14 protein-coding genes are annotated in these 20623 nt (G+C 68.6%); 6 read left to right on the top strand and 8 right to left on the bottom strand.

Going from position 1 to position 20623, the window contains the following annotated elements:
* Positions 1 to 127: 127 nt before the first annotated feature.
* The 5 genes from U1H99_RS12590 (at position 128) to U1H99_RS12570 (ending at position 7309) form a co-directional block, all read left to right on the top strand.
* Complete coding sequence (locus U1H99_RS12590) at positions 128 to 2449, top strand: sensor histidine kinase (RefSeq protein WP_323142076.1); 2322 nt, start codon at positions 128 to 130, stop codon at positions 2447 to 2449.
* 143 nt (positions 2450 to 2592) lie between these two features.
* On the top strand, positions 2593 to 3105 hold the full coding sequence (locus U1H99_RS12585; RefSeq protein WP_323142075.1) for a Csu type fimbrial protein: 513 nt from the start codon (positions 2593 to 2595) through the stop codon (positions 3103 to 3105).
* A 26-nt stretch (positions 3106 to 3131) separates the two neighbouring features.
* A complete protein-coding gene (locus tag U1H99_RS12580) occupies positions 3132 to 3875 on the top strand; it encodes a fimbrial biogenesis chaperone (RefSeq protein ID WP_323142074.1) in 744 nt (247 codons plus the stop codon).
* 6 nt (positions 3876 to 3881) lie between these two features.
* A complete protein-coding gene (locus U1H99_RS12575) occupies positions 3882 to 6278 on the top strand; it encodes a fimbria/pilus outer membrane usher protein (RefSeq protein ID WP_323142073.1) in 2397 nt (798 codons plus the stop codon).
* A gap of 50 nt (positions 6279 to 6328) precedes the next feature.
* A complete protein-coding gene (locus U1H99_RS12570) occupies positions 6329 to 7309 on the top strand; it encodes a Csu type fimbrial protein (protein ID WP_323142072.1) in 981 nt (326 codons plus the stop codon).
* Here U1H99_RS12570 and U1H99_RS12565 read toward each other — a convergent pair.
* Positions 7306 to 8196, bottom strand: a complete 891-nt coding sequence (locus tag U1H99_RS12565) for a LysR substrate-binding domain-containing protein (RefSeq protein WP_323142071.1) — start codon at positions 8194 to 8196, stop codon at positions 7306 to 7308. The genes U1H99_RS12570 and U1H99_RS12565 overlap by 4 nt on opposite strands.
* Before the next feature lie 106 nt (positions 8197 to 8302).
* Here U1H99_RS12565 and U1H99_RS12560 point away from each other — a divergent pair, with 106 nt between their 5' ends.
* A complete protein-coding gene (locus U1H99_RS12560) occupies positions 8303 to 9295 on the top strand; it encodes an NAD(P)H-binding protein (RefSeq protein WP_323142070.1) in 993 nt (330 codons plus the stop codon).
* Position 9296: 1 nt separating this feature from the next.
* On the opposite strand, the gene U1H99_RS12555 is transcribed toward U1H99_RS12560, so the two are convergent.
* From U1H99_RS12555 to U1H99_RS12525, 7 genes are all read right to left on the bottom strand, one after another.
* Positions 9297 to 9569, bottom strand: coding sequence for a hypothetical protein (locus tag U1H99_RS12555; protein ID WP_323142069.1), 273 nt, complete (start codon positions 9567 to 9569; stop codon positions 9297 to 9299).
* 279 nt (positions 9570 to 9848) lie between these two features.
* Positions 9849 to 10220, bottom strand: coding sequence for a response regulator transcription factor (locus tag U1H99_RS12550; RefSeq protein ID WP_323142068.1), 372 nt, complete (start codon positions 10218 to 10220; stop codon positions 9849 to 9851).
* Complete coding sequence (locus U1H99_RS12545; protein ID WP_323142067.1) at positions 10213 to 11781, bottom strand: sensor histidine kinase; 1569 nt, start codon at positions 11779 to 11781, stop codon at positions 10213 to 10215. Before U1H99_RS12545 ends, U1H99_RS12550 begins: the two co-directional genes overlap by 8 nt.
* 31 nt (positions 11782 to 11812) lie before the next feature.
* Positions 11813 to 12487, bottom strand: coding sequence for a response regulator (locus U1H99_RS12540; RefSeq protein ID WP_323142066.1), 675 nt, complete (start codon positions 12485 to 12487; stop codon positions 11813 to 11815).
* 130 nt (positions 12488 to 12617) lie between these two features.
* Positions 12618 to 14285 (bottom strand): hypothetical protein, encoded by a 1668-nt coding sequence (locus U1H99_RS12535; protein WP_323142065.1) that lies wholly within the window; start codon positions 14283 to 14285, stop codon positions 12618 to 12620.
* Between the two features lie 66 nt (positions 14286 to 14351).
* Positions 14352 to 19202, bottom strand: coding sequence for a hypothetical protein (locus U1H99_RS12530; protein WP_323142064.1), 4851 nt, complete (start codon positions 19200 to 19202; stop codon positions 14352 to 14354).
* Between the two features lie 75 nt (positions 19203 to 19277).
* Complete coding sequence (locus U1H99_RS12525; protein WP_323142063.1) at positions 19278 to 20615, bottom strand: hypothetical protein; 1338 nt, start codon at positions 20613 to 20615, stop codon at positions 19278 to 19280.
* Between the last annotated feature and the right edge of the window lie 8 nt (positions 20616 to 20623).

The raw sequence follows: 20623 nt of genomic DNA, 5'->3' as shown, positions 1-20623 counted from the left end.
GCCGATAACGCGACCGGCATGCGCCAGTAATTCACCACCGTCACACGCCAGCCGCTCCACCCCGGCGAGCACACGCCCACAAGGCGCGTTGCATGCCGGGCGGCCGTCATGCTCGATGTGGTGATCTATGCCGAAGATGTTCCAGCGTCTGACCAGACTCCGTCCCCGCGGCCTTGCCGGTTACATGGGGCTGGCTTTTTCCACCTTGTCGATCGCCCTGACGGTGGTCGTGGTCGAAGTGGTCGAGCGCGAGGCGACCCGCCACGTCGAGCACAGCATCGGCCACGGGCTGGGCGAGCTGGCGCTGCAGGCTTCCGACAAGCTCGACCGCGGCATGTTCGAACGCTACCGCGAGGTCGGCCTGATCGCCAAGCGCTTCGCCCTCGCCGATGCGAGCCTGAGCCAGGCCGACTGGCGCCAGATGCTTGACGACGTGCGCCAGACCTACAATTACTACAGCTGGATCGGTTTGGCCGACCCCGACGGCAAGGTGATGGTCTCGGCCGGCGGCCTGCTCGAAGGCGCCGACGTCTCGGCCAGGCCCTGGTTCCAGGAGGCGCGCAAGGGCGCCGGCCACGTCGGCGACGTGCACGAGGCCTTGCTGCTGTCGCGCCTGCTTCCACAGTCGGGCGGCGAGCCGATGCGTTTCGTCGACGTCGCCTTTCCCTTCCGCGACCGCGACGGCAAGGACCGCGGCGTGCTCGGCGCCCACCTGTCGTGGCAGTGGGCGCGCGACGTCGAGCGCTCGATCATCGAGCCGCTGGAGGCCGAGCGCCAGGTGCAGGCCCTGATCGTCGGCGCCAACGGCGTGGTGCTGCTGGGGCCGCCGAACCTGCAGGGACGCACCGTCGATTTCACCAGCCTGCAGGAAGCACGCGGCGACAACCGGTCCGGCTATGTCATCGAAAAAGGCAGCGACGGCAAAACCTACATGACCGGCTACAGCCGCTCGAAGGGCTATGCCGATTATCCGGGCCTGGGCTGGACCGTGCTGGTGCGCCAGGACATCGACAACGCCCTGGTGCCGGTCAAGCGCCTGCGCAGCTACGGCCTGTGGAGCGGCATCGGGCTGGCCCTGCTGTTCTCGATCGCCGGCGTGTTCGTGGCACGCTGGATCACGCGCCCGCTGATGCAGCTGGGCGCCGAGGCGGCCAGGATCAGCCAGGGCGAGGGCGCGGCCATCGCGCCGCAGAACCGTGCCTACAACGAGGTGCAGGCGCTGGCCGGCACCCTGAACGCCCTGGTCGGCGACCAGCGGCGGCGCCAGGCCCAGCTCGAGGAACTCAACGCCACGCTGGAGCAGCGCGTGCAGGAGCGCACCCAGGCGCTGGCCGAAGCCCTGAGCGTGGTGCGCCAGAGCGGACAGCGCATCAACGCCATCATCGAAAGCGCCCAGGATGCCTTCATCGGGATCGACCTGCGCGGCCGCATCATGGACTGGAATTCGCAGGCCGAGGCCATGTTCGGCTGGTCACGCGACGAGGTGATCGGGCGCTCGCTCGGTGCCCTGATCGTGCCGGAACGCTTCCTGGCGAATTTCGACAAGGCGATCCGAATGGCCAACGAGAGCGGCCACCTGGAAATGTTCGAGCGCCGTACCGAACGGATCGTGCAGACCCGCGGCGGCGTCGAGCTGCCGGTCGAAGTGACGGCCAAGCTGGTGGTAGGGCCGGGCACCGACTTCTTCAGCATCTTCCTGCGCGACATTTCGCTGCGCAAGAAGGTGGAACAGATGAAGAACGAACTGGTCGCGACCGTGTCGCATGAACTGCGCACGCCGCTGACTTCGATGCGCGCCTCGCTTTCGTTGCTCGATTCGGGCGCGGTCGAAGGCGTCCCGGACGATGCCAGGGAACTGATCGAGATCGCGCACCGCCATTGCGAACGCTTGGTGCGCATGGTGAACGAGATGCTGGACGTGGAAAAGGTCGAATCCGGTCACGTCCACCTGGTGCGGACCGACCAGGAACTGGCGCCGATCCTGCGCGATGCCGTCGCCGCCATGCAGGGCCATGCCCAGCAGGCCGGCGTGCGCCTCGACTGCGCCGCCACGCTGCCGGGCGTCTACGCCGAGGTCGACGGCGACCGGCTGACCCAGGTGATCACCAACCTGCTGTCGAACGCGATCAAGTTCGCGCCGGCCGGCAGTGCGGTCGAGGCGGCGCTCGGCTGGCACGGCGATGGCGTGCGCATTGCCGTGCTCGACCGCGGCCCCGGGATCCCGCCGGCCTTCCGCGGCCGCATCTTCGAGCGTTTCGCCCAGGCCGAGGACGAGGCCAGGCGGCGCCAGGGCTCCGGGCTGGGCCTGTCGATCAGCAAGAGGATCGTCGAAGAGCATGGCGGCCGCATCGGCTTCGACGACCGCGCAGGTGGCGGTACCGTGTTTTATGTCGACTTGCCGGTACATGCCGACGATGCGGCCCGGCCGGTATTGGAAAACGCAAAATGATGTATTTGCGTATGCCTGTTGCCTCGATGCATCATATTTTGCCTATTTGCTGAAAGTTTCGATTTCATATTTGCCGATTTGATTGAGTTGTGGCATAGTTGTCGTACGGCAATTAACCCATAAATCGCATCAGGAGCCTGAACATGTTCGCATCGACCTTTCGCAAAATCGTTCTGAGCGCAGCCATCGTCGCCATCGCCCCCGTCATGGCCGGCGCGGCGTTCGCCAAGACCCAGAGCGCGAATTTCGACGTGTCCATGAAGATCGTTGCCGACTGCACCATCTCGGCCACCGGTATCGATTTCGGGCAGACCCAGGGCGTGCTGACCTCGGCGGTGAGCGGCAGCTCGGCGATCAGCGTCGCCTGCACCAACACTACCCCGTACAGCGTCGGCCTGAATGCCGGCACCGGCGCCGGTTCGAGCGGCACCACCCGCTACATGAACGGTACCGGCACCAACACCAACACCGTCAAGTTCAACCTGTACCAGCATCAGGGCGCGACCCCGTGGGGCAACACCCAGGGCACCGATACCCTGGGCGGCACCGGCACCGGCGTGGTCCAGACCCTGACCGTCTACGGCGAGATCCCGGTCCAGGCAACCTCCACCCCGGACAGCTACAAGTCGACGATCACTGCCACCGTGTATTTCTAAGTGATTCGGCGTCCAGGCTGCCGCTCATGATGCGCCCGATTTTGCGCCCCATCCTGCTGTGCCTGGCCCTGCTGCCGGCCCTGGTGCCGGCAAGGGCGGCCAACCTCCAGATCTCCCCGGTCTCGATCCAGTTCCGCGCAGGGCAGGGCGCGGCCGGCATCAACCTCCAGAACTACGGCGACACCCCGCTGTACGGCCAGGTGCGCGTGTATGCCTGGGACCAGCGCAACGGCGAGGACGTGCTGACCCCGGCGACCGACGTGGTCGCCAGCCCGCCGGTGATGGAAATCGCCGCCCGCAGCACGCAGACCATCCGCCTGGTTCGCCGCAACGGCGCCCGGGCCCCGTTTGAAGAGACCTACCGCATCCTGATCGACGAAATCCCGCGCAACGACGCCGCCGGCGCCAGCACCGGCGTGGCGATCCGCCTGCAATACTCGGTACCGGTGTTCGCCCTGCCTGCCGACGACAAGGCCGCTCCCCGGCTCGACTGGACTCTGGTGCGCAAGGACGGCGCCTGGCTGCTGCGCGTGCGCAACGACGGCCAGCTGCACGCCCAGATCGGCGCTACCACGCTGAAGGGCGCGGACGGCAAGGAGCGCGAGCTCAGCAAGGGCTTGCTCGGCTACGTCCTGCCGGGCAAGGTACGCGAATGGCGCGTGGCCGTCGACGCCGGCGCCGACCTGGGCGCGCCCGGCGCGGCGCTGCCGATCCGCGCGCACATCAACGCCCAGCCGCTGGATGCCAGCGCGACCGTCGCGCGCGAGTAAACAGCGGTGGCTGGACGTGTCGATGGGGCCCAGACGCAACTGTGCCGGCTGGGCGCAGCCTTGCTGTTCGCCTGTGGTGTTGCCGCCGTGCCCGCCGCAGGCGCGGCGTCGGCAAACGATCACACCGGCGACCAGATGAGCGACCTGTCCGCTATCCCGCCAGCCGCAGCTGTCACCGAGCTCTATCTCGAAGTCAGCCTGAACGGCGAAAAGACCGGCCTGGTCGCGCCGTTCCGTCAGACCGCCAAGGGTTTGTCCAGCAGCGTGCAGAACCTGCGCGACCTCGGGCTGGACCCGCAGGCGCTGGGCGTCGCCGGCATGGACGAATTCGCGCTCGACGCCGTCCCCGGCCTGACCTGGACATTCGACCCCGCCGCCCAGACCATCGCCCTGGTGCTGGCCGATTTTCTACGCAAACCGGTGCAGCTGAACGCGCGCACCGTGCGTCCCAGCGGCAGCGGCAGCGCCGATCCAGGCCTGCTGCTGAATTATGACCTGGTCGGCCAGCTCGGCGCCAATGCGCGCGTCGCGGCGCTCAACGAAGTGCGCGTCTTCGGTCCGCTCGGGGTGCTGGCCAGCACCGGCAATGCCGTGCTCAAGGGCAGGGGCCAGCGCTACGTTCGCTACGACACCAGCTGGTCGTGGTCGGACCCGGCCACGCTGCAGAGCCTGCAGGTTGGCGACGTCGTGTCGCCTTCGCTCAACTGGACCCGCTCGCTGCGCATGGGCGGTGTGCAGTGGCGCCGCAATTTCGACCTGCGTCCCGATTTGCTGACCTATCCGCTGGCCAGCATGGGCGGCTCGGCCGTGGTGCCCAGCAGCGTCAGCCTGTACGTGAACGGCATGGAACAGTACCGCGCCGAGGTGCCCGGCGGTCCCTTCGTGATCGACCAGGTGGCTGGCCTGAACGGCGCCGGCCAGGCCACCGTCGTCACCCGCGATGCCCTCGGGCGCCAGGTCGCAACCTCGCTGCCGCTGTACGTCGACACGCGCCTGCTGGCCACAGGGCTCAGCGATTTCGCGCTGTCGGCCGGCATGCTGCGGCGCGACTACGGCGTGCGCTCGTTCCGCTACGCCGCTTCCCCCGCTGTCACCGGTTCGCTGCGCCACGGCCTGAGCGACGCCGTGACGCTGGAAGCCCATGCCGAAGCGGGGGCGGGCGTGGTCAACGGCGGCGCCGGCGCGCTGGTGCGCTTGGGCGAGGCCGGGGGCGTGCTGTCCGGCGCCCTGGCCGGCAGCGGCGGCGCCACCCGGGGCTGGCAGGCCAGCCTCGGCTACCAGTACATCGCGCCGCGCTTCGCGCTCGACGTGCAGAGCACCCGTGCCGGCGCCGGTTACGCCGACCTCGGCACGGCCGAAGGCGCGCCGGTGGTCGGCGTCAACGACCGCGCCAGCGCCAGCCTCAACCTGAAGCAGGCGGGCAGCGCCAGCCTCAGCTTCGTGCATTACCGTACCCCGGGCAGTGGGCGCGCGACGCGGCTGGCGGCGCTGGCCTGGTCGCGCAGCCTCGGTGGCGGCGCCTTCATCGGTGTCAGTGGCTTCCAGGATTTGGCCCAACGCGAGAACCGCGGATTCAGCGCCACCCTCAGCATGTCGCTGGGCGAACGCACCTCGGTCAGCGCCACCGGCGGCCGCCAGGGCGGCCTGCGCCAGAACAGCCTGGCCGCCTCGCGCGCGCCGGACTTTGGCGGCGGCTGGGGCTGGGGCGCGCAGAAGTCGACCAGCCAGGGCTTCGACGTGGCCCAGGCCCAGGTCCAGTACCTCGGCACCGGCGGCCAGTTCTCGGCCACCACCCTGCGTGCCGGGCATGCCAGCACCACGGCGCTCGGCCTGAGCGGCAGCCTGGTGGCGATGGACGGCACCGTGCTGGCGGCAAGACACGTCGGCCGCGGCTTCGCGCTGGTCTCGACCGGCGTGGCCGACCTGCCGGTGACCCACGAAAACCGCCTGCTGGGCCGCACCGGCAGCGACGGGCGCCTGCTGGTGCCCGACCTGATGCCCTACACCAGCAACCGGATCGCCATCGATGCCGCCGACCTGCCGGCCGACATGCGCGTCGAGCGCACAGCGCTGGCCGTGGTGCCGCTGGCCGGCGCGGGGGTGGTGGCCGGCTTCCGCGTCGAACGCTACCGCGCCGCCACCCTGATCGTGCACGGGCCGGACGGCAAGCCGGTGGCGGCGGGCACGCCGGTGCGGCTGGCGCACGGCCGGCAGGCTGCGGTCGATCCCGTATCCGTGGTCGGCTACGACGGCGTGGTCTTCCTCGACCAGCTCAAGGACAGCAACGAAGTCCTGGTGGGCGAGGGCGCCGGGGCCTGCACGCTGCATGTAGATTATCAACCGGGGACCGCGGGCCAGTTGCCCGAAATCGGGCCCCTGCGCTGTGCGCCTTTGAAGGAGTGAGCATGTTGGACCTGTTGAAACGACCGTCATGGTCGCCTTTGGCTCGGGCATTGCTGCTCGGCTTATTCCTGTTCGGCTGCCTGGGCCAGGCGCGTGCCGACAGCTGCACGGCCAGCATGACGGCCGTCAGCTTCGGACCGGTCGATTCGACCGCCGGCACCGATTACTATGCCAACGGCACGCTGAGCGTGACCTGCACGGTCCTGCTCGGCAGCGTCGGCACGGCGGTCGTACCCTCGGTCGCGATCTGCCTCAACCTGGAAGGCGGCAGCGGCGGCACCATCGCGGCGCGCAACATGCTGAACGGCGGCTCGACGCTGCCCTTCAACCTGTACCGCGACAACACCTACGCCGCGGCCTCGGTCTGGGGCAGCACCTCGGGCGGCAGCGCGCAGCCGGTCACCAGCTCGATGACGGGGGTGCTCGGCCTGGGCACGGCGACCCAGACCTTCACCATCTACGGCAAGATCCCGGCCGCGTCGCTGGCCGGGGTGCGCTTGCAGAACAGCACCGACACCCCGTTCACGGCGGATTTCACGGGCGCCGGCACCCTGCAGTACGCCTTCTACGGCGTGCTGGCGCCCGCGACCGGCTGCAAGGCCGGTACCACGGTCCCGTTCAGCTTCAAGGCCACGGCAACCCTGACCAACAACTGCTTCATCAGCACCAGCCCGCTGGTCTTCGCCGGCGACAACCGCGTGCTGGCGGCGGCCGTGCGCACCAGCGGATCGTTGGGCGTGCTCTGCACCGCCGGCAGCGCCTACCAGGTGTCGCTCAATGGCGGCAGCGTGGCGGGTAACCCCGGGGCACGCCGGATGGCCAGTGCCGCGACCACCGGCACGATCGGCTACGAGATCTCGAACACGCTCGACGGCCCGCTGTGGGGCGACGGCGGCAACGGCACGCGGGTGGTCGGCGGCACCGGCAGCGGCGCCCAGCAGACGCTGAATCTGTACGGGCGGGTGCCGGCGCAGCGCACGCCGGCGCCGGGCGACTATAAGGATACGGTGACGGTCACGCTCACCTTCTAGGCGACGGCGTGGGCGCCGAGCGCCTCCACCAGCGCATCGAAGGTCACCCGGCAGCGCGGGCTGTCGCGCAAATCCTCGTGCATGGTGACCCAGGTCTCGAACGGCAGCGTGAACGCCTCCGGCAGCAGCCGCACCAGCCCGGGCGTGCGGCGGGCCAGCGCGGCCTGGCACACGCCGATCCCGGCGCCGGCCCGGATCAGCGCCAGCTGGGCGACGTCGCTGTCGGTGCGCAGGGCGATGTGTTCGCGCCCGAACCACGGCCAGCGGCGCAGCGCCGCGCGCGCAAAGGGTGGCGGGCGGTCGTAGCCGATCAGGACGTGGCCGGCAAGCTCGTCGAGCGTGGCCGGGGTGCCGTGGCGCTGCAGGTAGGCGGCGCTGGCGTGCAGGCCGAGTTCGATGGCGCCGACGCGGCGCGCCACCAGCTGGTCCTGGCGCGGCGCCGTCATGCGCACGGCGACGTCGGCTTCGCGCTGGAGCAGGTCCTGCACGCTGTTCGACAGCACCAGCTCGACCTTCAGGTCCGGATGGCGCGTGTGCAGCGACGCCACTACCGCCGGCAGCACTTCGACGCCGATCACCTCGCTCGCCGTTACCCGCACCACCCCGCGCACGCCATCGCCGTAGCTGGCCGCGACCCGCTCCAGCGCCGCGGCCGTGCTTTCCATCGCCTGCGCATGGCCGCGCAGCGCCAGCGCGGCTTCGGTCGGGATCAGGCCAGTCTGCGAGCGCGTGAACAGCGCCAGGCCGAGCGCAGCCTCCAGCGCGGCGACGTGGCGCCCGACCGTCGGCTGGGCGATGCCGAGGGCGCGCGCGGCACCGGACAGCGAGCCTTCGCGCAGCACGCCCAGCAGCGAGCGATACAGCTCCCATTCGATGGCGCCGCTCATGCCGGCCCGCCTATACATTTTTGCATAGCTGCTACATCGCCTCATGCAATTCCATTTGACGCGAGCATGCCTCAGGATGGCTACATCGTCAATCACGGAGGCAGACATGGAACAGCGGAACACGGCATTGGTACTCGGCGCTACCGGCGGCATCGGCGGCGAAGTGGCGCGGCAACTGGTGGGCAAGGGCTGGGAGGTGAAGGCGCTGACCCGCAGGCCGGCGCAGGGGCAGGACGGCGCAGGCATCGAGTGGGTCAACGGTGATGCGATGACCGCCGGCGACGTACTGGCCGCAGCCCGGGGATGCGCCGTGATCGTGCACGCGGTCAACCCGCCGGGCTACCACAACTGGGCCGGCCAGGTGCTGCCGATGCTGGAGAACAGCATCGCCGCCGCGGAGGCGGTCAGGGCCCTGGTGGTCCTGCCCGGCACCGTCTACAACTATGGCCCGGACGTGTTTCCCTGCGCCGGGGACGACGCGCCGCAGCACCCGCTCACCAGGAAAGGGGCGCTGCGCGTGCAGATGGAAGCGGCCCTGGAAGCGTTCGGCCAACGCGGCGGGCGTGCCCTGGTCGTGCGCGCCGGCGATTTCTTCGGCCCGCGTGCCGGCAACACCTGGTTCGGGCAAGGGCTGGTCAAGCCCGGCAAGCCGGTCACGCGCATCGCCAATCCCGGCCGCGCCGGCGTCGGCCACCAGTGGGCCTACCTGCCCGACGTCGCCGCCACCATGGTGGCGCTGGTCGAGCGCCGCGCCGAGTTGCCGCCGTTCGCACGTTTCAACATGAGCGGCCACTGGGATGCCGACGGCACCGGCATGGCGGAAGCGATCCGGCGCACCATGGCGTGCCACGGCGTGCAGGCCCGCATCGGCGGCTTTCCTTGGTGGCTGGTGCCGCTGGCGGCGCCGTTCAACGAAACCCTGCGCGAGGTGAAGGAGATGCGCTACCTGTGGCAGCAGCCGCTTCGGATGGACAACAGTGGGCTGCTGGCGCTGCTCGGCAGCGAGCCGCACACGCCGCTCGAGGTGGCGGTCGAACGCACGTTGCGAGGATTGGGATGCCTGCCGGCGGCAGCGGCTCTTCGGGCCGGCCTGGCCTGATTCAGAAGTAGATCTGCCAGCCGTCAGTGCCGGCCACGGTCTGCGAAGGTGCGGCCTGGGTGGCGCCGGCAGCGGCCGACACCTGCACCGGCGCCTGGTGCACGCAGCTGACGTCCGGCGCGGCATGCGAGCCGTCGGCGACGTGCACGGTGCAGGCTTCCTGGATCACGAACCTGACCTGCATGGTGGTAGCGGCAGCGTTGCCGGCGGCAATGGCCTGGTTGGCGAAGCCGCAAACGGCGAGCAGCAGGGCGCCCAGAGCGATTTTGTTCATTGCGACGTCTCCTTTCTGCCCGTTAAATGGGATCAAATGATCGATGTCTAATGATACTCGATAGTTGCTATATGGAATTTTAGAGGAAAATCTGCACAGAGAGGGTGCCTCTCACGACGAATTACGGGTTTAGCCGGATTCTTGCGTAAATACGTGCAGGGTAGCGCAAAAGACGATTTTGAACAGACCGAAGTGCGCGATTGCGGTTTCAGTTTTATCGGCTTGTAGGGAAAAGGCCGTGGTCTAGAGTCTTTCCTCTAATCGCACGGCCGGCGCCTGTTACGCCGCAGCCAGCAGTGTGGCAGCGGCTTCGGCCAGGCCTTGCGGGCTGAAGGGCTTGACGATGTAACGGTCGGCGCCGGCAGCCAGGCCGGCTTCGACGTCGCTCTGCTGGCCGCAGGCGGACAGCAGCAGTACCTTGACGTGGCGCGTTTCCGGGTCGGACTTGATGGCGCGGCAGACGTCGAGGCCGCTATCACCCTTGCCCAGCCAGACATCGAGCGTGACCAGGTCTGGCTTTTCGGCGCGCACCAGCGCCAGGCCCTGGACGGCGCTCGATGCCAGCACCACGCGGCCCAGCGATTTCAGGCTGAGGCGGACCAGCAGGCGCAGATCGTCCTGGTCCTCGACGATGAGAATGGTCTTATCCATGGTCGGGTAACGCGGGCAGCCAGACGGTCACCGCGGTGCCGGCACCGGGACGCGATTCGATGTCGGCATGGCCGCCGTGCAGTTCAATGATTTCCTTGAAGATGGTCATGCCGAGTCCACTGCCTTGTACGTTCTGGGCGTCGCCGGCGCGGTAGAACGCGTCGAAGATATGTGCCTGTTGCTCAGGGGTCATGCCGATTCCGCGGTCTGCGACCCGGATCGCCACCATGAGTTTAGCATTTTGGCGCAGGGCCGCCGTGCTGATGTCGATCCGGCTGCCCTCGCTCGAGTACTTGATGGCGTTGCTGACGATATTCGTCAGCGCCTGCTGCATCTTGGCCGGGTCGGCGGCGACCGCCGGCAAGCCGTCTTCGAGTTCGGTGCGGATGCGGTGGTTCTGGCCCAGCCCGTTCAGCCCGGTCAGCGTCGATTCCACCAGTTCGGCCACGTTGACGCGGCCGATGCTCATCCCCTCGGTGCCGCCGGCCTCGATGCGGGCCAGGTCGAGCATCTGGTTGATCAGGTCGACCAGGCGCGCGGCCTGGCGGTGGATGATGTCGAGCAGTTCGCGGCTGGTGGCGGCGTCGAAATCGCGCTTGAGCAGCAGCTCGGAAAATCCGAGGATGCTTGCCATCGGCGTGCGCAGTTCGTGGGTGGCGGTGGTGAAATGCTTGCGCCGGCGCTCCTCGGTGGCGCGATTGCGCTGCGCCTGTTCGTGCTGGCGCGTGACGTCGCGCACGATCACGGCGTAGCGCTGCTGGCCGACCAGGCACATCGGCGCCACCTTGACTTCGATCGGGAAGCTCGAGCCGTCCAGGCGGTAGCCGCCGCCTTCCTGCGGCGGCGCGTCCGGGCTGTGTTCCGGGTCGAGCAGCACGGCGGCATCCTCGCCCAGCAGCGCGGATGAGAGGCGGCCGGTCAGGCCGCCGGTGTCCGAGCCGAACATGTGTTCCGCCGCCGGGTTGCCGCAGATGACGCTGCCGGCGCGGTCGAGCATCAGCACCCCGTCCGGAATATGCTCGAGCAGGCCGCGCATCCAGGCATCGCTGTCGCTGCGGCGATCATGGGCACGGCGCAGTTCGGCCGCCGCGATTTCGTTGGAGACCATGCCGGCCAGGTCGCGTAGCAGCGCGCGCTGGTCGGCGTCGAGGCCGCGTGGCGACGTGTCCAGGATGCACACGGTACCGATGCGGCTGCCGTCCGGCGCCGCCAGCGGGTAGCCCGCGTAGAAGCGCGCGCCGTGTTCGGTCACGAAGGGATTGTCGGCGAAGCGCTCGTCGCAGGTCGCATCCTCGACCACCATCAGGCCATCCTGCAAGATGGTGTGGGCGCAGAACGAACTGGCGCGCTCGGTGTGCGCGAATGGCATGCCGACGCGCGACTTGAACCATTGGCGCTCGGCGTCGATCAGGGTGACCATGGCGACCGGCACACCGAACAGGCGCGCGGCCATGCGGGTGATGCGGTCGAAACGTTCGTCGGGGGCGGTGTCGAGGATGTTCAGGTCAAGCAGGACCTGCAGCCGATGCGCTTCCTCTAGGGGCACGGGCGAAGCCAGCATATGAAAACATTCGGTAATGGTGCGGTTGGTGTCAGTGCTCCACTGCGGCAGCCTGGACAGGCAGCAGCACACGTTCGACGGCTTCACGCAGGTCCCGGAAGGGGACCGGTTTCGAGAAGAAGGGGATATCGGCCGGCAAGCCCATCGAGCCTACCGTGGTTTTGTCCAGGCCGCTCACGACAACGATCGCCATGCCGGCATGCGTCGGATCCAGACGCAGCGTGCGGATCATGCGGAAGCCGTCCATGCCGGGCATGCTGAGGTCGCTGATCAAGAGATCCGGCTTGTCGGCGCCGATCTTGATCAGCGCTTCGAAACCATTGTGGGCCTTGATGAGATCGATCGGCGAGTCCCAACCCATCATTTCCAGCTCGTACAGGCGCAGCAGCGTGGCGTCGTCGTCGACGACCAGGACTTTCTTGCGCGTGCTAGGCGCCGGCTGCTGTGCCACGGGCGCGGTGCTGGACGGTACCAGCGCTTCGCGGCGCTGGTCGACCAGCCTGTTCACCGACTGCATGGTGATGCGGCGATGCCCACCGGCGGTCTTCCATGCTTGCAGGATGCCGCTCTCGACCCACAGCTGGATCGTGCGGTGCGACACGCCGATGATGCTGGCCGCTTGCTTGGTCGAACAGAAGTCATCCGCCCCCGGGAAGGTGGCGCCCGTGTCGGTCTCGTTAGAATAGTTATGTGCGGCAATTTTCATATTTATCGATTTTAACGTTTTGGTGTCGAACGTCAAGTTTTTGACACATCCTTCAACGACGGCGACGCCCGAAAACGGGGGGAGTCTCCTTTCCCCCACACATCGCCTTCCACCTGGAGCAAGCCTGACATCATTGCACGGTCACCGTAAAACTGACGCTGCCGCTGGCGCCCGGCGCCAGGCTGCCGTTGAAGGTCCAGACCAGCGGGCCTGTGGCGCCTGCGGCCGGCTGGGTGCCCAGGCTGCAGCTGGCGAGGCCGGCGCCCAGCGCGCCGCAGCCGCCGGTGTTGTAGATCGTGAACGCGGGCGTGGCGTCCTGCACCTTCAGGCCGCTCAGGGTGGTCTGGCCGACGTTCTGGTAAGTGATGGTATATGTGATGAGGCTGCCGGGCAGCGCGTCCTGCTTGTCGACCGCCTTGGTCAGCTTGAAATCGTCGCAGGCCTGGCAGATGCCGGTGACGCTCACCGTCATCTGGCCCAGGCCGATGCCCAGCAGTTTCAGGAGTGGATCGGCGACGCCGCTCAGCACCGGGGTCAGGACCGGCGACAGCGTGTTGACGACCAGCGTCTTCAGCACCGGCTGCAGCGCGCCGCCGAGGAGGTTGGCCACCGGCGTCAATACCAGGCTGGACAGGCCGGTGCTCAGGATGGTGGTGCGCAGCGCCAGGTTGTTGACGAGGCTGTTGGTCAAGCCGGTGACGAAGGCGCTGCTGGTAATGACGGTGCGGCTCTGCGGAAAGGTGCCGGACAGCGTCACGCTGGTGGCGAACGGCGCCTGGCCGCGTGCCGTGCTCTTGACTTCGAGCGCGACGTTGACGCCGTTCAGCACCAGGGTGCCGATCTGGCCATAGTCGACGTCTGCTGCCGACAGGGTGCGCGTGCGGTTGAAGAACACGCTGTCGGCGATGCTGCCGAGGTAGACGTCGGCCACGCCCGGCGCCACCTGCAGGGTCACGGCCTTGGCGGCGGCATCGATGGCGGCCAGGCTGCCTTCGCCGCGCGCGGTTTCGATGTAGACGTCGAGGCGGCTGATCGCCACAGAGGCGCTGGTCACGCCGGCGACCGCGGTGAGCGTGGTCGTGCTAGGGGTCAGCGTGACCAGGTCGAGCTTCAGCTTGAGGCGTACCGCGGCCGAGTGGAACTGGGTGCCGGCCGGGCCGCAGGTGGTGACCGGCGGCTCGATCACCTGTGCGTACAGCTGCAGGTTGTTGACCAGGCCGGCCTGGCCGAGCACGCCGCCCGAGATGCCCACCGGCTGCGGCGTGGTCAGCACGTTCTTGTAATTGTAGAGCTGGATCAGGCCGGTCAGCATGTCGAGCGAATTCAGGGTGGTGCCGGCGAGGGCGCCGGTATCGGCGTTCAGCTTGAACAAGTCGCCGACGCGCACGGTGGCTCCGCTGCTTGCCAGGCTCGAGGACAGGGCATTCAGCACGCCGGCCAGGCTGGTATTCGCTTCCGCCCAGGCAGCCGCGCCCAGCGCCGCGGCTGCCTGGGCGATGCCGACGTTGGCGCTCAGCGCTTGCGCCGGGCTGGATGTGTTGGTGGTGGCCTGCAGCGCATTCAGGAAGCCGAGCACCTTGACGTCGCCCTGGGCCAGCGTGTTCCAGTCGGCTACGCCCAGGTTCAGGCTGGAGCCCAGCAGGCCGCCCAGCAAGGGGTTAAGCAGGGCGGCCTGCTGGGTGTCGACGCTGGCCAAGCGCGGGCCGGCGGCGACGCAGGCACCGATGGTGCAGGCGGCGCGTGCCGGCGCGCTGGCGAGCGCCGCCATCAGGCTCGCGGCGAGCAGTACAAAGGCCATGAGCAGGCGCGGAAGAGCGGAGCGGATACCGGTCGGGTACATGGTTGCGTTCTCTATCTGTCTATATTAGTTGGCGCGCGGCGACAGCAGGCCTTCCAGCGTGCGCTCGTCGAACTTCATGCGCAGGCGCAGGTACACGCCGCGGGCAGTGGCATCGGCGCCGGCCAGGTCCGGCTCACGGAAGCCGAGCAGGTTGTAGCCGGCCGAGACCCACATGTTCTTGCGCAGCTGGTAACCGGCTTCCAGGCCGGCGGCGAACTGGCGGCCGCGGGTGCCGCCGTCGACCAGCATCTGCAGGCTGGCGCCGAGGTCCCAGTCGCGCTTCAGTTCCTGGGTCACGCGCGCGGCGAACAGCTGGGCCACCGAGCGGGTGTCCAGGCCGCCCGAGCGGTCCTGGGCCACCTTGGCGGCGTAGCGCGCGCTGAACAGGGTCGCGGCGCGCGGCTGCCAGTTGGCGGTGACGCCGATCGCATGCACGGCGCGCTCGAGATCGGCCAGGCCGGTGTCACGCTCCAGCTTGTACTCGTACTTGGCCAGGCCGTTCCAGCCCAGGGTTTCAAGGGCACGGTAGGCGACGCCGGTCTGGAACAAGTCGGTGACCTTGCTGCTGCCGTCTTTGAGGCTGCCGCCCTTGCTGTGGGTGGCGGCCAGGGTGTTCTTGCCCAGCAGCGCCCAGGTCTGGCTCAGCTTGTAGGCGATACCGACCGTGCTCAGCACGCTGTTGCTGTCTTCGGCATGGCGCATTTCCAGGCGGCTGTTGGCGCGGAACGCAGGATCGCGGCTGTAGTCGACGGCGACGGCGGCGGCTACCGACGCGTTTGCGGCATTGCCGGCCAAGACTTTAACGCGCTCCAGGCTGGTGTTCATGCGCACGCCTTCGGCCACGGTCCACAGGTTGCGCAGCCCGAGGGCGGCTTCCGCCTGGCGGCCGTCGAGGCTGCCGACACCGCTGCTGGCGCCGCGGGCACGGTATTCGGTGAACACGCGGCCGTCCTTCATGTAGTCGGAATCGATGCCGAACACGGTGGCGTTGCGCTGCTGGCCGGCATTCAGGTCGTAGTTGGAACCCAGGCTGCTGATCAGTTCGTGGCGGCCGTAGAGGCGGCTGCCGCCGGCCAGGCGGTAGTCGCCGCCCAGTGCCACCATGCGGCGGGCGCTGTCGCGCACGTCCTGCTCGGCTTCGACGAACACGCCGGCCTGCGGCAGGCCCGGCACCTGGGCCGCGACCTTGGCACGCACGCTGGTCAGGTCCGGCTGGGCCAGCACGGTGGCAGCGGCTGCGTTCTCATGGGCACGGCGGACGCCACCCTCGACGCGGATGCCGTTGCCGAAGGCATAACCGGCCTGCAGCTCGGCGCCGTCGCGCGAGGCGCCGCTGGTCAGGTCGGCGGTGTGGATGACTTCGGCGCCGAAGCTGGTGCGCTCGTCGGCACGGTAAGTGACCCGGGCGCCGCCTTCGGCGCGGCCCTTGGGGAGGCTGGCGGCCGGGTTGTCGAAGTTGGCGTCGGCGCGGCCGAAGTAGACGCGGCTTTCCAGCTTGCCATCCTTGCGGGTGGCGTCGATGCGGGCGGCGCGGCCGGCGACATCCATCTTGTCCATGCGCGCGCCTTCCACGGTAAGCACGGTCCTGTCGTCCGGGCGCAGGGTGGCGTTGACGCTGGCCAGCCCGGTCTCGGCCGACGGATTCTTGTCGGTGACGTAGCTGGCGCCGACTTCGAAGGCTTTGTTGAGCTGGTACTGGGCGGCGACGCCGCCGATCCAGAAATTCGGGTTGCCCTGGTCGACTTCGTAGCTGATGCGGATCGTGACCGGGTTCAGGTCGGCGTCCAGGCTGGCGATCGGGGCGCGGAACAGGATGCGGCCGGTCAGCGGCTCGATGTCGTAGTCGGCATAGCGGCTCAGCTGGCGGCGCGACACCAGCAAACCTCCCTGGTTGCGGTCGCGCACGATGATCTCGATGCGCTCGCTGTTGATCACCATGCTGCCGCTGGCGGTGCGGTACGGCCCCGAGGTGCCGTTGGCGGCAATCTCTTCCACCAACTGGCGCGTGCTGGCGCGGCTGACGAAGGCATCCACGCTCAGGCCGTTCGCTTCGTAATGCTGGCGCAGGCCGTTCAGACTGCGGTTGTAGGCGCCCAGGTTGCGTGCCGGGGTCGCGCCCGGCGGCGTGAAGTCGCCGTATAGCAGGTACGATTTGTTGCGGTCCGCGCGCAGGTACAGGCGGCCGGTGGATTGGGCGTCGAAGCTGCGCTGGGCATTGTCGCCGTAGGCCGGGTAGTGCAAGGTTGGGTCGAGGTCGCGGAACAGCGGCTGGTCGTTGACCTTGTCGGAGTCGTAGGACAGGGTCAGCAAGGTGTCCTTGGCGACCTGGCCCTTGGCGAACACGGCGGCGCGGGTGCCGGCGTCGGCGGTGGTGCCGCTCTTCGTTTCCGACAGGCTGCGCAGGGCGTCTTCGAAGCCGTTGAACTCGCGTGCCGGCTTGCCGACGTTGCCCTTGATGCTCTTCAGGCTGACGGCGCCATCGACCAGGCCGGCGGCGACGAGCGGACGCAGGTCCGGCACGAAGTCGACGCGGGTGACGGCTTCCAGGGTACCGCTGCTGGCCTTGATGGCGGCCTCGCCGGCGTCCTTCGGCGCACGCAGCGCCAGCTCCGTCTGGCCGCCTTCGACGAACAGCTGCAGGCCCGGCTCGCGCGGATCCAGGTCGGCCTGTTCCCAGCTGCCGCGGCTGGCATCGATGGTGACGGCGGTACGGTCAAGCACCGGCACGCCGTTGTCGTCTTCCAGGCGCAGGCGCACAGCGGCCAGGCTGCGGCCGTCGGCGGCCACGCTCGCCTTGTCCAGGTCGAGGCGCAGGCGCGCCAGCTTGCCCGGGGCGATCACGTCGATGCGCCGGCTGCCGCGCGCATTGCCGAACTGGTCGCGCTGGCTGACTTCCAGTACGTTCTTTCCCGGCTGCAGGGCGACGCCGACGAACTCCCAGCTTTCCAGCTGGCGCGACGCGACGGTGGAGCGCTTGCCGACCTGCTTGTCGTCGATGGCCTTGCCGTTGGCGCTCAAGGTAAAGGTCGAGCCGGCAGTGCCCTTGATGCGGACGTTGGCCAGCGCGCGCGGCAGCACGGCACCGTTGTCGATGCCGACGAAGCCGAGGCTGTTGTCGAGGGTGTTCAGGTCGATTGCCTTGGCAGCCTGGGCGGATTTCGGTGCCGCCGGCACGGTGGCTTTCGCCGTCTGCGTGCGTTCCTGGTCCTGGGCGGCGTTGCGGCGGGCGCCGATCGCTTCACGCAGCGCCGGGGTGCAGGCGGCGATGGCGAAGTCGGCCTTGCCCAGTTCGCCGTCGTGCAGGTCGACGAAGCGGCTGCCGGCATCGCCGGCGTTGCGGTTGCCCAGGATCGCCAGCGCGGCGCCCTGCGGCAGGGTCGACAGGTCGACCTTGGCGACGTGGGTGCGTGGACGCAGGTCGGCGAAGCTGTAGCGGCCGTCGGCGTCGGTGACCGCATAGCTGCCGTCTTCGAGGTAGACGCGCACGCCCGGCACGCCCGGCTCGAACGCGCTCTTCAGTTTGTCGCCATCGCAGTCGGCGAAGATGCTGCCGACAATATAGGCTTTTTCGCTGAACACGCCGGCGCTCACCTTGACCTTGGCGGCGGCCACGGTGCTGGTAAAGGCGGCCGGAGCCGCGCTGGTGGCGTGGGCGCGGTTGATACCGTCGCCCTGCAGCGCGCCGGCGCCGATGCGCACGCGGTAGCGCAGGACCGACTCGCCCTTGGCGGCGACGGTGCCGGCTGCGAATATCAGCGAGGGGCCGCGCAGGCCGTTCGGGTCGGCGACGGCTGCGCCGTCCAGGCGCACGGTGCCTGGGACCAGGCTGAAGCCGGCCGGCAGGTCGTCGATGACGTCGACGCCGTTGAGGTCGACCTCGGCGGTATTGTGGATGCGGATGGTGTAGTCGACGACGTCGCCGACTTCGGCGTCGGCGCGCGACGCGGTCTTTTCAAGATACATGGTGCCAGGGATCGGGTCCAGGGGCACGTCCAGCGTCACCGCACCGGTGGCGGCGCTGACGGTGAAATTGGCGCCGTAGGAACCGTACAGCTGGATAGTGCGATTGCCCGGGAGTTTGCCGGCCTCGACCTTGGACGGAAAGGTGTAGTTCTTGGGTGGGACCACCTGCAGGCGGTACAGGCTGGGGCCGACCAGGGGGAACTGGAACATGCCGTCGGCGTCGGTGACGACGCTGCTCGGGGCCGGGGTGACGCCGTCCAGCGCGATGACGGTCGCCGCCGCACCCGGGGCGCCGCCGTTGCCGGCGCCGGTCACATCGATCAGGGTCACGCGGGCGCCGGCGATCGCCAGGCCGGTGCTGCTGTCGAACACGACGCCGGCCGGGTCGATCAGGATGGCGGTCGTCGCCGGGCCGGTGCCGCAGTCCTTGACGGTGGCGACCAGGGAATCGTTCTTTGTGGTCTGGACCGTGGTGTCGCCGTCGTGGGCGCCTTCGCTGCCCACCAGTGCCGTCACCAGCGGCGTGTTGACGCGGAAAATCCCGGTATCGGGGCCGGTTTCGGTCGCCTGAAAAGTTTCGTCGTCGCCGGTTTTTTGCGAGGCGATCGTGATGTCGACGGTTTCGGCGACCTCCGGATCGAGGTTGCAGGCACTGGCGTCTGCCTGCACGTACAGTCGCTGGCCCGGCACGCCGATCTTGGCCGAGGTACCGTAGTCGCTGCCGGTAAAGTAGCTGATCGTCTGCGGCTGGATCGCGCGCACCTTGTTCGACTGCTGGGTCACGTTGCCGCGCACCGGGTCATCGAAGCTGACACTGGCGCGGTTGGTGACGGTGGCGCTGGCGATGCCGTAGGCGCAGGACAGCGCGATCAGCAGGCAGTACAGGGCGATTTGACGGAGGGTGCGCTTCATGGCGGCGACGGGTAGCTGGATGAAGGGGAACCCTTCCCCGGCCGCGCTGGGCGACCGGATCGGGGCAAAACGGGGTTACGGGTTGATGCGCACGCCAAACGACATCTTGGCGGAGCCGTTCGGCGCCAGGTTGCCGACCGTGGCCTGCACCGCGCCGGTCAGGCCCGGCAGCGGCGAGGTGACCAGGCCCTGGGTGGTCTGGGCGCCGGTGGCCAGCGAGTACTGGTGGTAGGTCGTGTTGGCCGGGATCACGTCGTTGATGACCACGCCGGCGATGCCGTTGGCGCCCTGGTTGGTAGCGGTGATCTCGTAGCGGATGCAGGCGCCCGGTACCGCGCCGCTGGTGATGTTGGCGGCGCTGAAGGCGGTGTCGGCGACGCCGTCGCAGTTGGCGTCCAGGGCCTGGGTCTTGCTGAGCTTGAGCTCGGCGCCCACCGGTGCCGTGACGGTGACGGCGGTGTGCACGCGGTCGACCACGTTGGTGGTCGGCGACTGGGCGCGGAAATAGAAGTCCGTCGTGCCCGGGGTGGCGCCTGCCGGCGGCGTGACGTCCGCATACACCACGGTGTTGGCGCCGCCGGCGACGGTGGCGCTGGTGATGGTGGCGCCGCTGGCGTCCTTGAAGACCACGGTCCAGCCTTCCGGCAGGTTCGTCGTCCCGAAGTTCGGGTCGATACTCGACGACAGGTTGAAGGTGTCGGCGCTGGTGCCGGCATTGTTCAGGTACAGGGTGAAGCGGGTGGCGGTACCGGGGGTGGTGGTCTTGGTCTGCACCGCGGTGGTTTCGGCGCCGGCGCCGGCACCCGGTGCGCCGCTGCCGGCCGAGCCGACCGTGATGTCCATCACCGAGGCCGGGGCGACGGTGGTGACGTCGGTGGCGTTGGCGGTCGCAGCGGCATTGAACACGCTGGTGGCGCTCACCACCAGGTTGTTGGTCGCGCCGTTGGCGGCGCCGGCCGGCAGGGTCGCGATGGCGACGACCTGCACCGACTGGCCCGGCTGCAGGGTCGCTGTGGTGGTGATCGGGGTGGTGTTGTCGGCGATGCCGTCGCCGTTGGCGTCGGCGTAGAAGACGACGTTGGCCATCGTGAACGCGCCGGTGTTGGTCGCGCTCAGGGTGAAGCTGTCGGCGCCGTTGCCGTTGTTGGTGATGGTATGCGCGTACGTCACCTGGCCGTTGACGCTGCCGTTCTTGGCGGTGCCGGCCGACACGCTCACGCTGGCGACTTGCTGCACGACGGTGGTCACGGTGTTCGAGGTGGCACTGCGGGCAGCCAGGGTCGAATCGATGTAGGTTGCGGTTGCCGTGTTGACGATCGAGGTGCCGGCCGGGGTGGCAGCTCGCGCATCGATACCGACGGCGACGAGACCGATGGCGAGGACCAGGGCGTGCGGAACAGGATTCAGTTTCATGTGAGCTT

This window comes from Massilia phyllosphaerae, assembly GCF_034659755.1.
In the GTDB taxonomy this organism is placed as follows: Bacteria; Pseudomonadota; Gammaproteobacteria; order Burkholderiales; family Burkholderiaceae_D; genus Telluria; species Telluria phyllosphaerae.
This window is presented reverse-complemented; position numbering and strand designations above follow the sequence as displayed.

What these genes read in the sequence shown, in the direction of transcription:
- U1H99_RS12540 (WP_323142066.1), bottom strand. Translation starts at nt 12,487, where the DNA reads ATGAAAATTGCCGCACATAACTATTCTAACGAGACCGACACGGGCGCC.
- U1H99_RS12560 (WP_323142070.1), top strand. Translation starts at nt 8,303, where the DNA reads ATGGAACAGCGGAACACGGCATTGGTACTCGGCGCTACCGGCGGCATC.
- U1H99_RS12590 (WP_323142076.1), top strand. Translation starts at nt 128, where the DNA reads ATGCCGAAGATGTTCCAGCGTCTGACCAGACTCCGTCCCCGCGGCCTT.
- U1H99_RS12535 (WP_323142065.1), bottom strand. Translation starts at nt 14,285, where the DNA reads ATGGCCTTTGTACTGCTCGCCGCGAGCCTGATGGCGGCGCTCGCCAGC.
- U1H99_RS12555 (WP_323142069.1), bottom strand. Translation starts at nt 9,569, where the DNA reads ATGAACAAAATCGCTCTGGGCGCCCTGCTGCTCGCCGTTTGCGGCTTC.
- U1H99_RS12545 (WP_323142067.1), bottom strand. Translation starts at nt 11,781, where the DNA reads ATGCTGGCTTCGCCCGTGCCCCTAGAGGAAGCGCATCGGCTGCAGGTC.
- U1H99_RS12550 (WP_323142068.1), bottom strand. Translation starts at nt 10,220, where the DNA reads ATGGATAAGACCATTCTCATCGTCGAGGACCAGGACGATCTGCGCCTG.
- U1H99_RS12565 (WP_323142071.1), bottom strand. Translation starts at nt 8,196, where the DNA reads ATGAGCGGCGCCATCGAATGGGAGCTGTATCGCTCGCTGCTGGGCGTG.
- U1H99_RS12530 (WP_323142064.1), bottom strand. Translation starts at nt 19,202, where the DNA reads ATGAAGCGCACCCTCCGTCAAATCGCCCTGTACTGCCTGCTGATCGCG.
- U1H99_RS12580 (WP_323142074.1), top strand. Translation starts at nt 3,132, where the DNA reads ATGATGCGCCCGATTTTGCGCCCCATCCTGCTGTGCCTGGCCCTGCTG.
- U1H99_RS12525 (WP_323142063.1), bottom strand. Translation starts at nt 20,615, where the DNA reads ATGAAACTGAATCCTGTTCCGCACGCCCTGGTCCTCGCCATCGGTCTC.
- U1H99_RS12585 (WP_323142075.1), top strand. Translation starts at nt 2,593, where the DNA reads ATGTTCGCATCGACCTTTCGCAAAATCGTTCTGAGCGCAGCCATCGTC.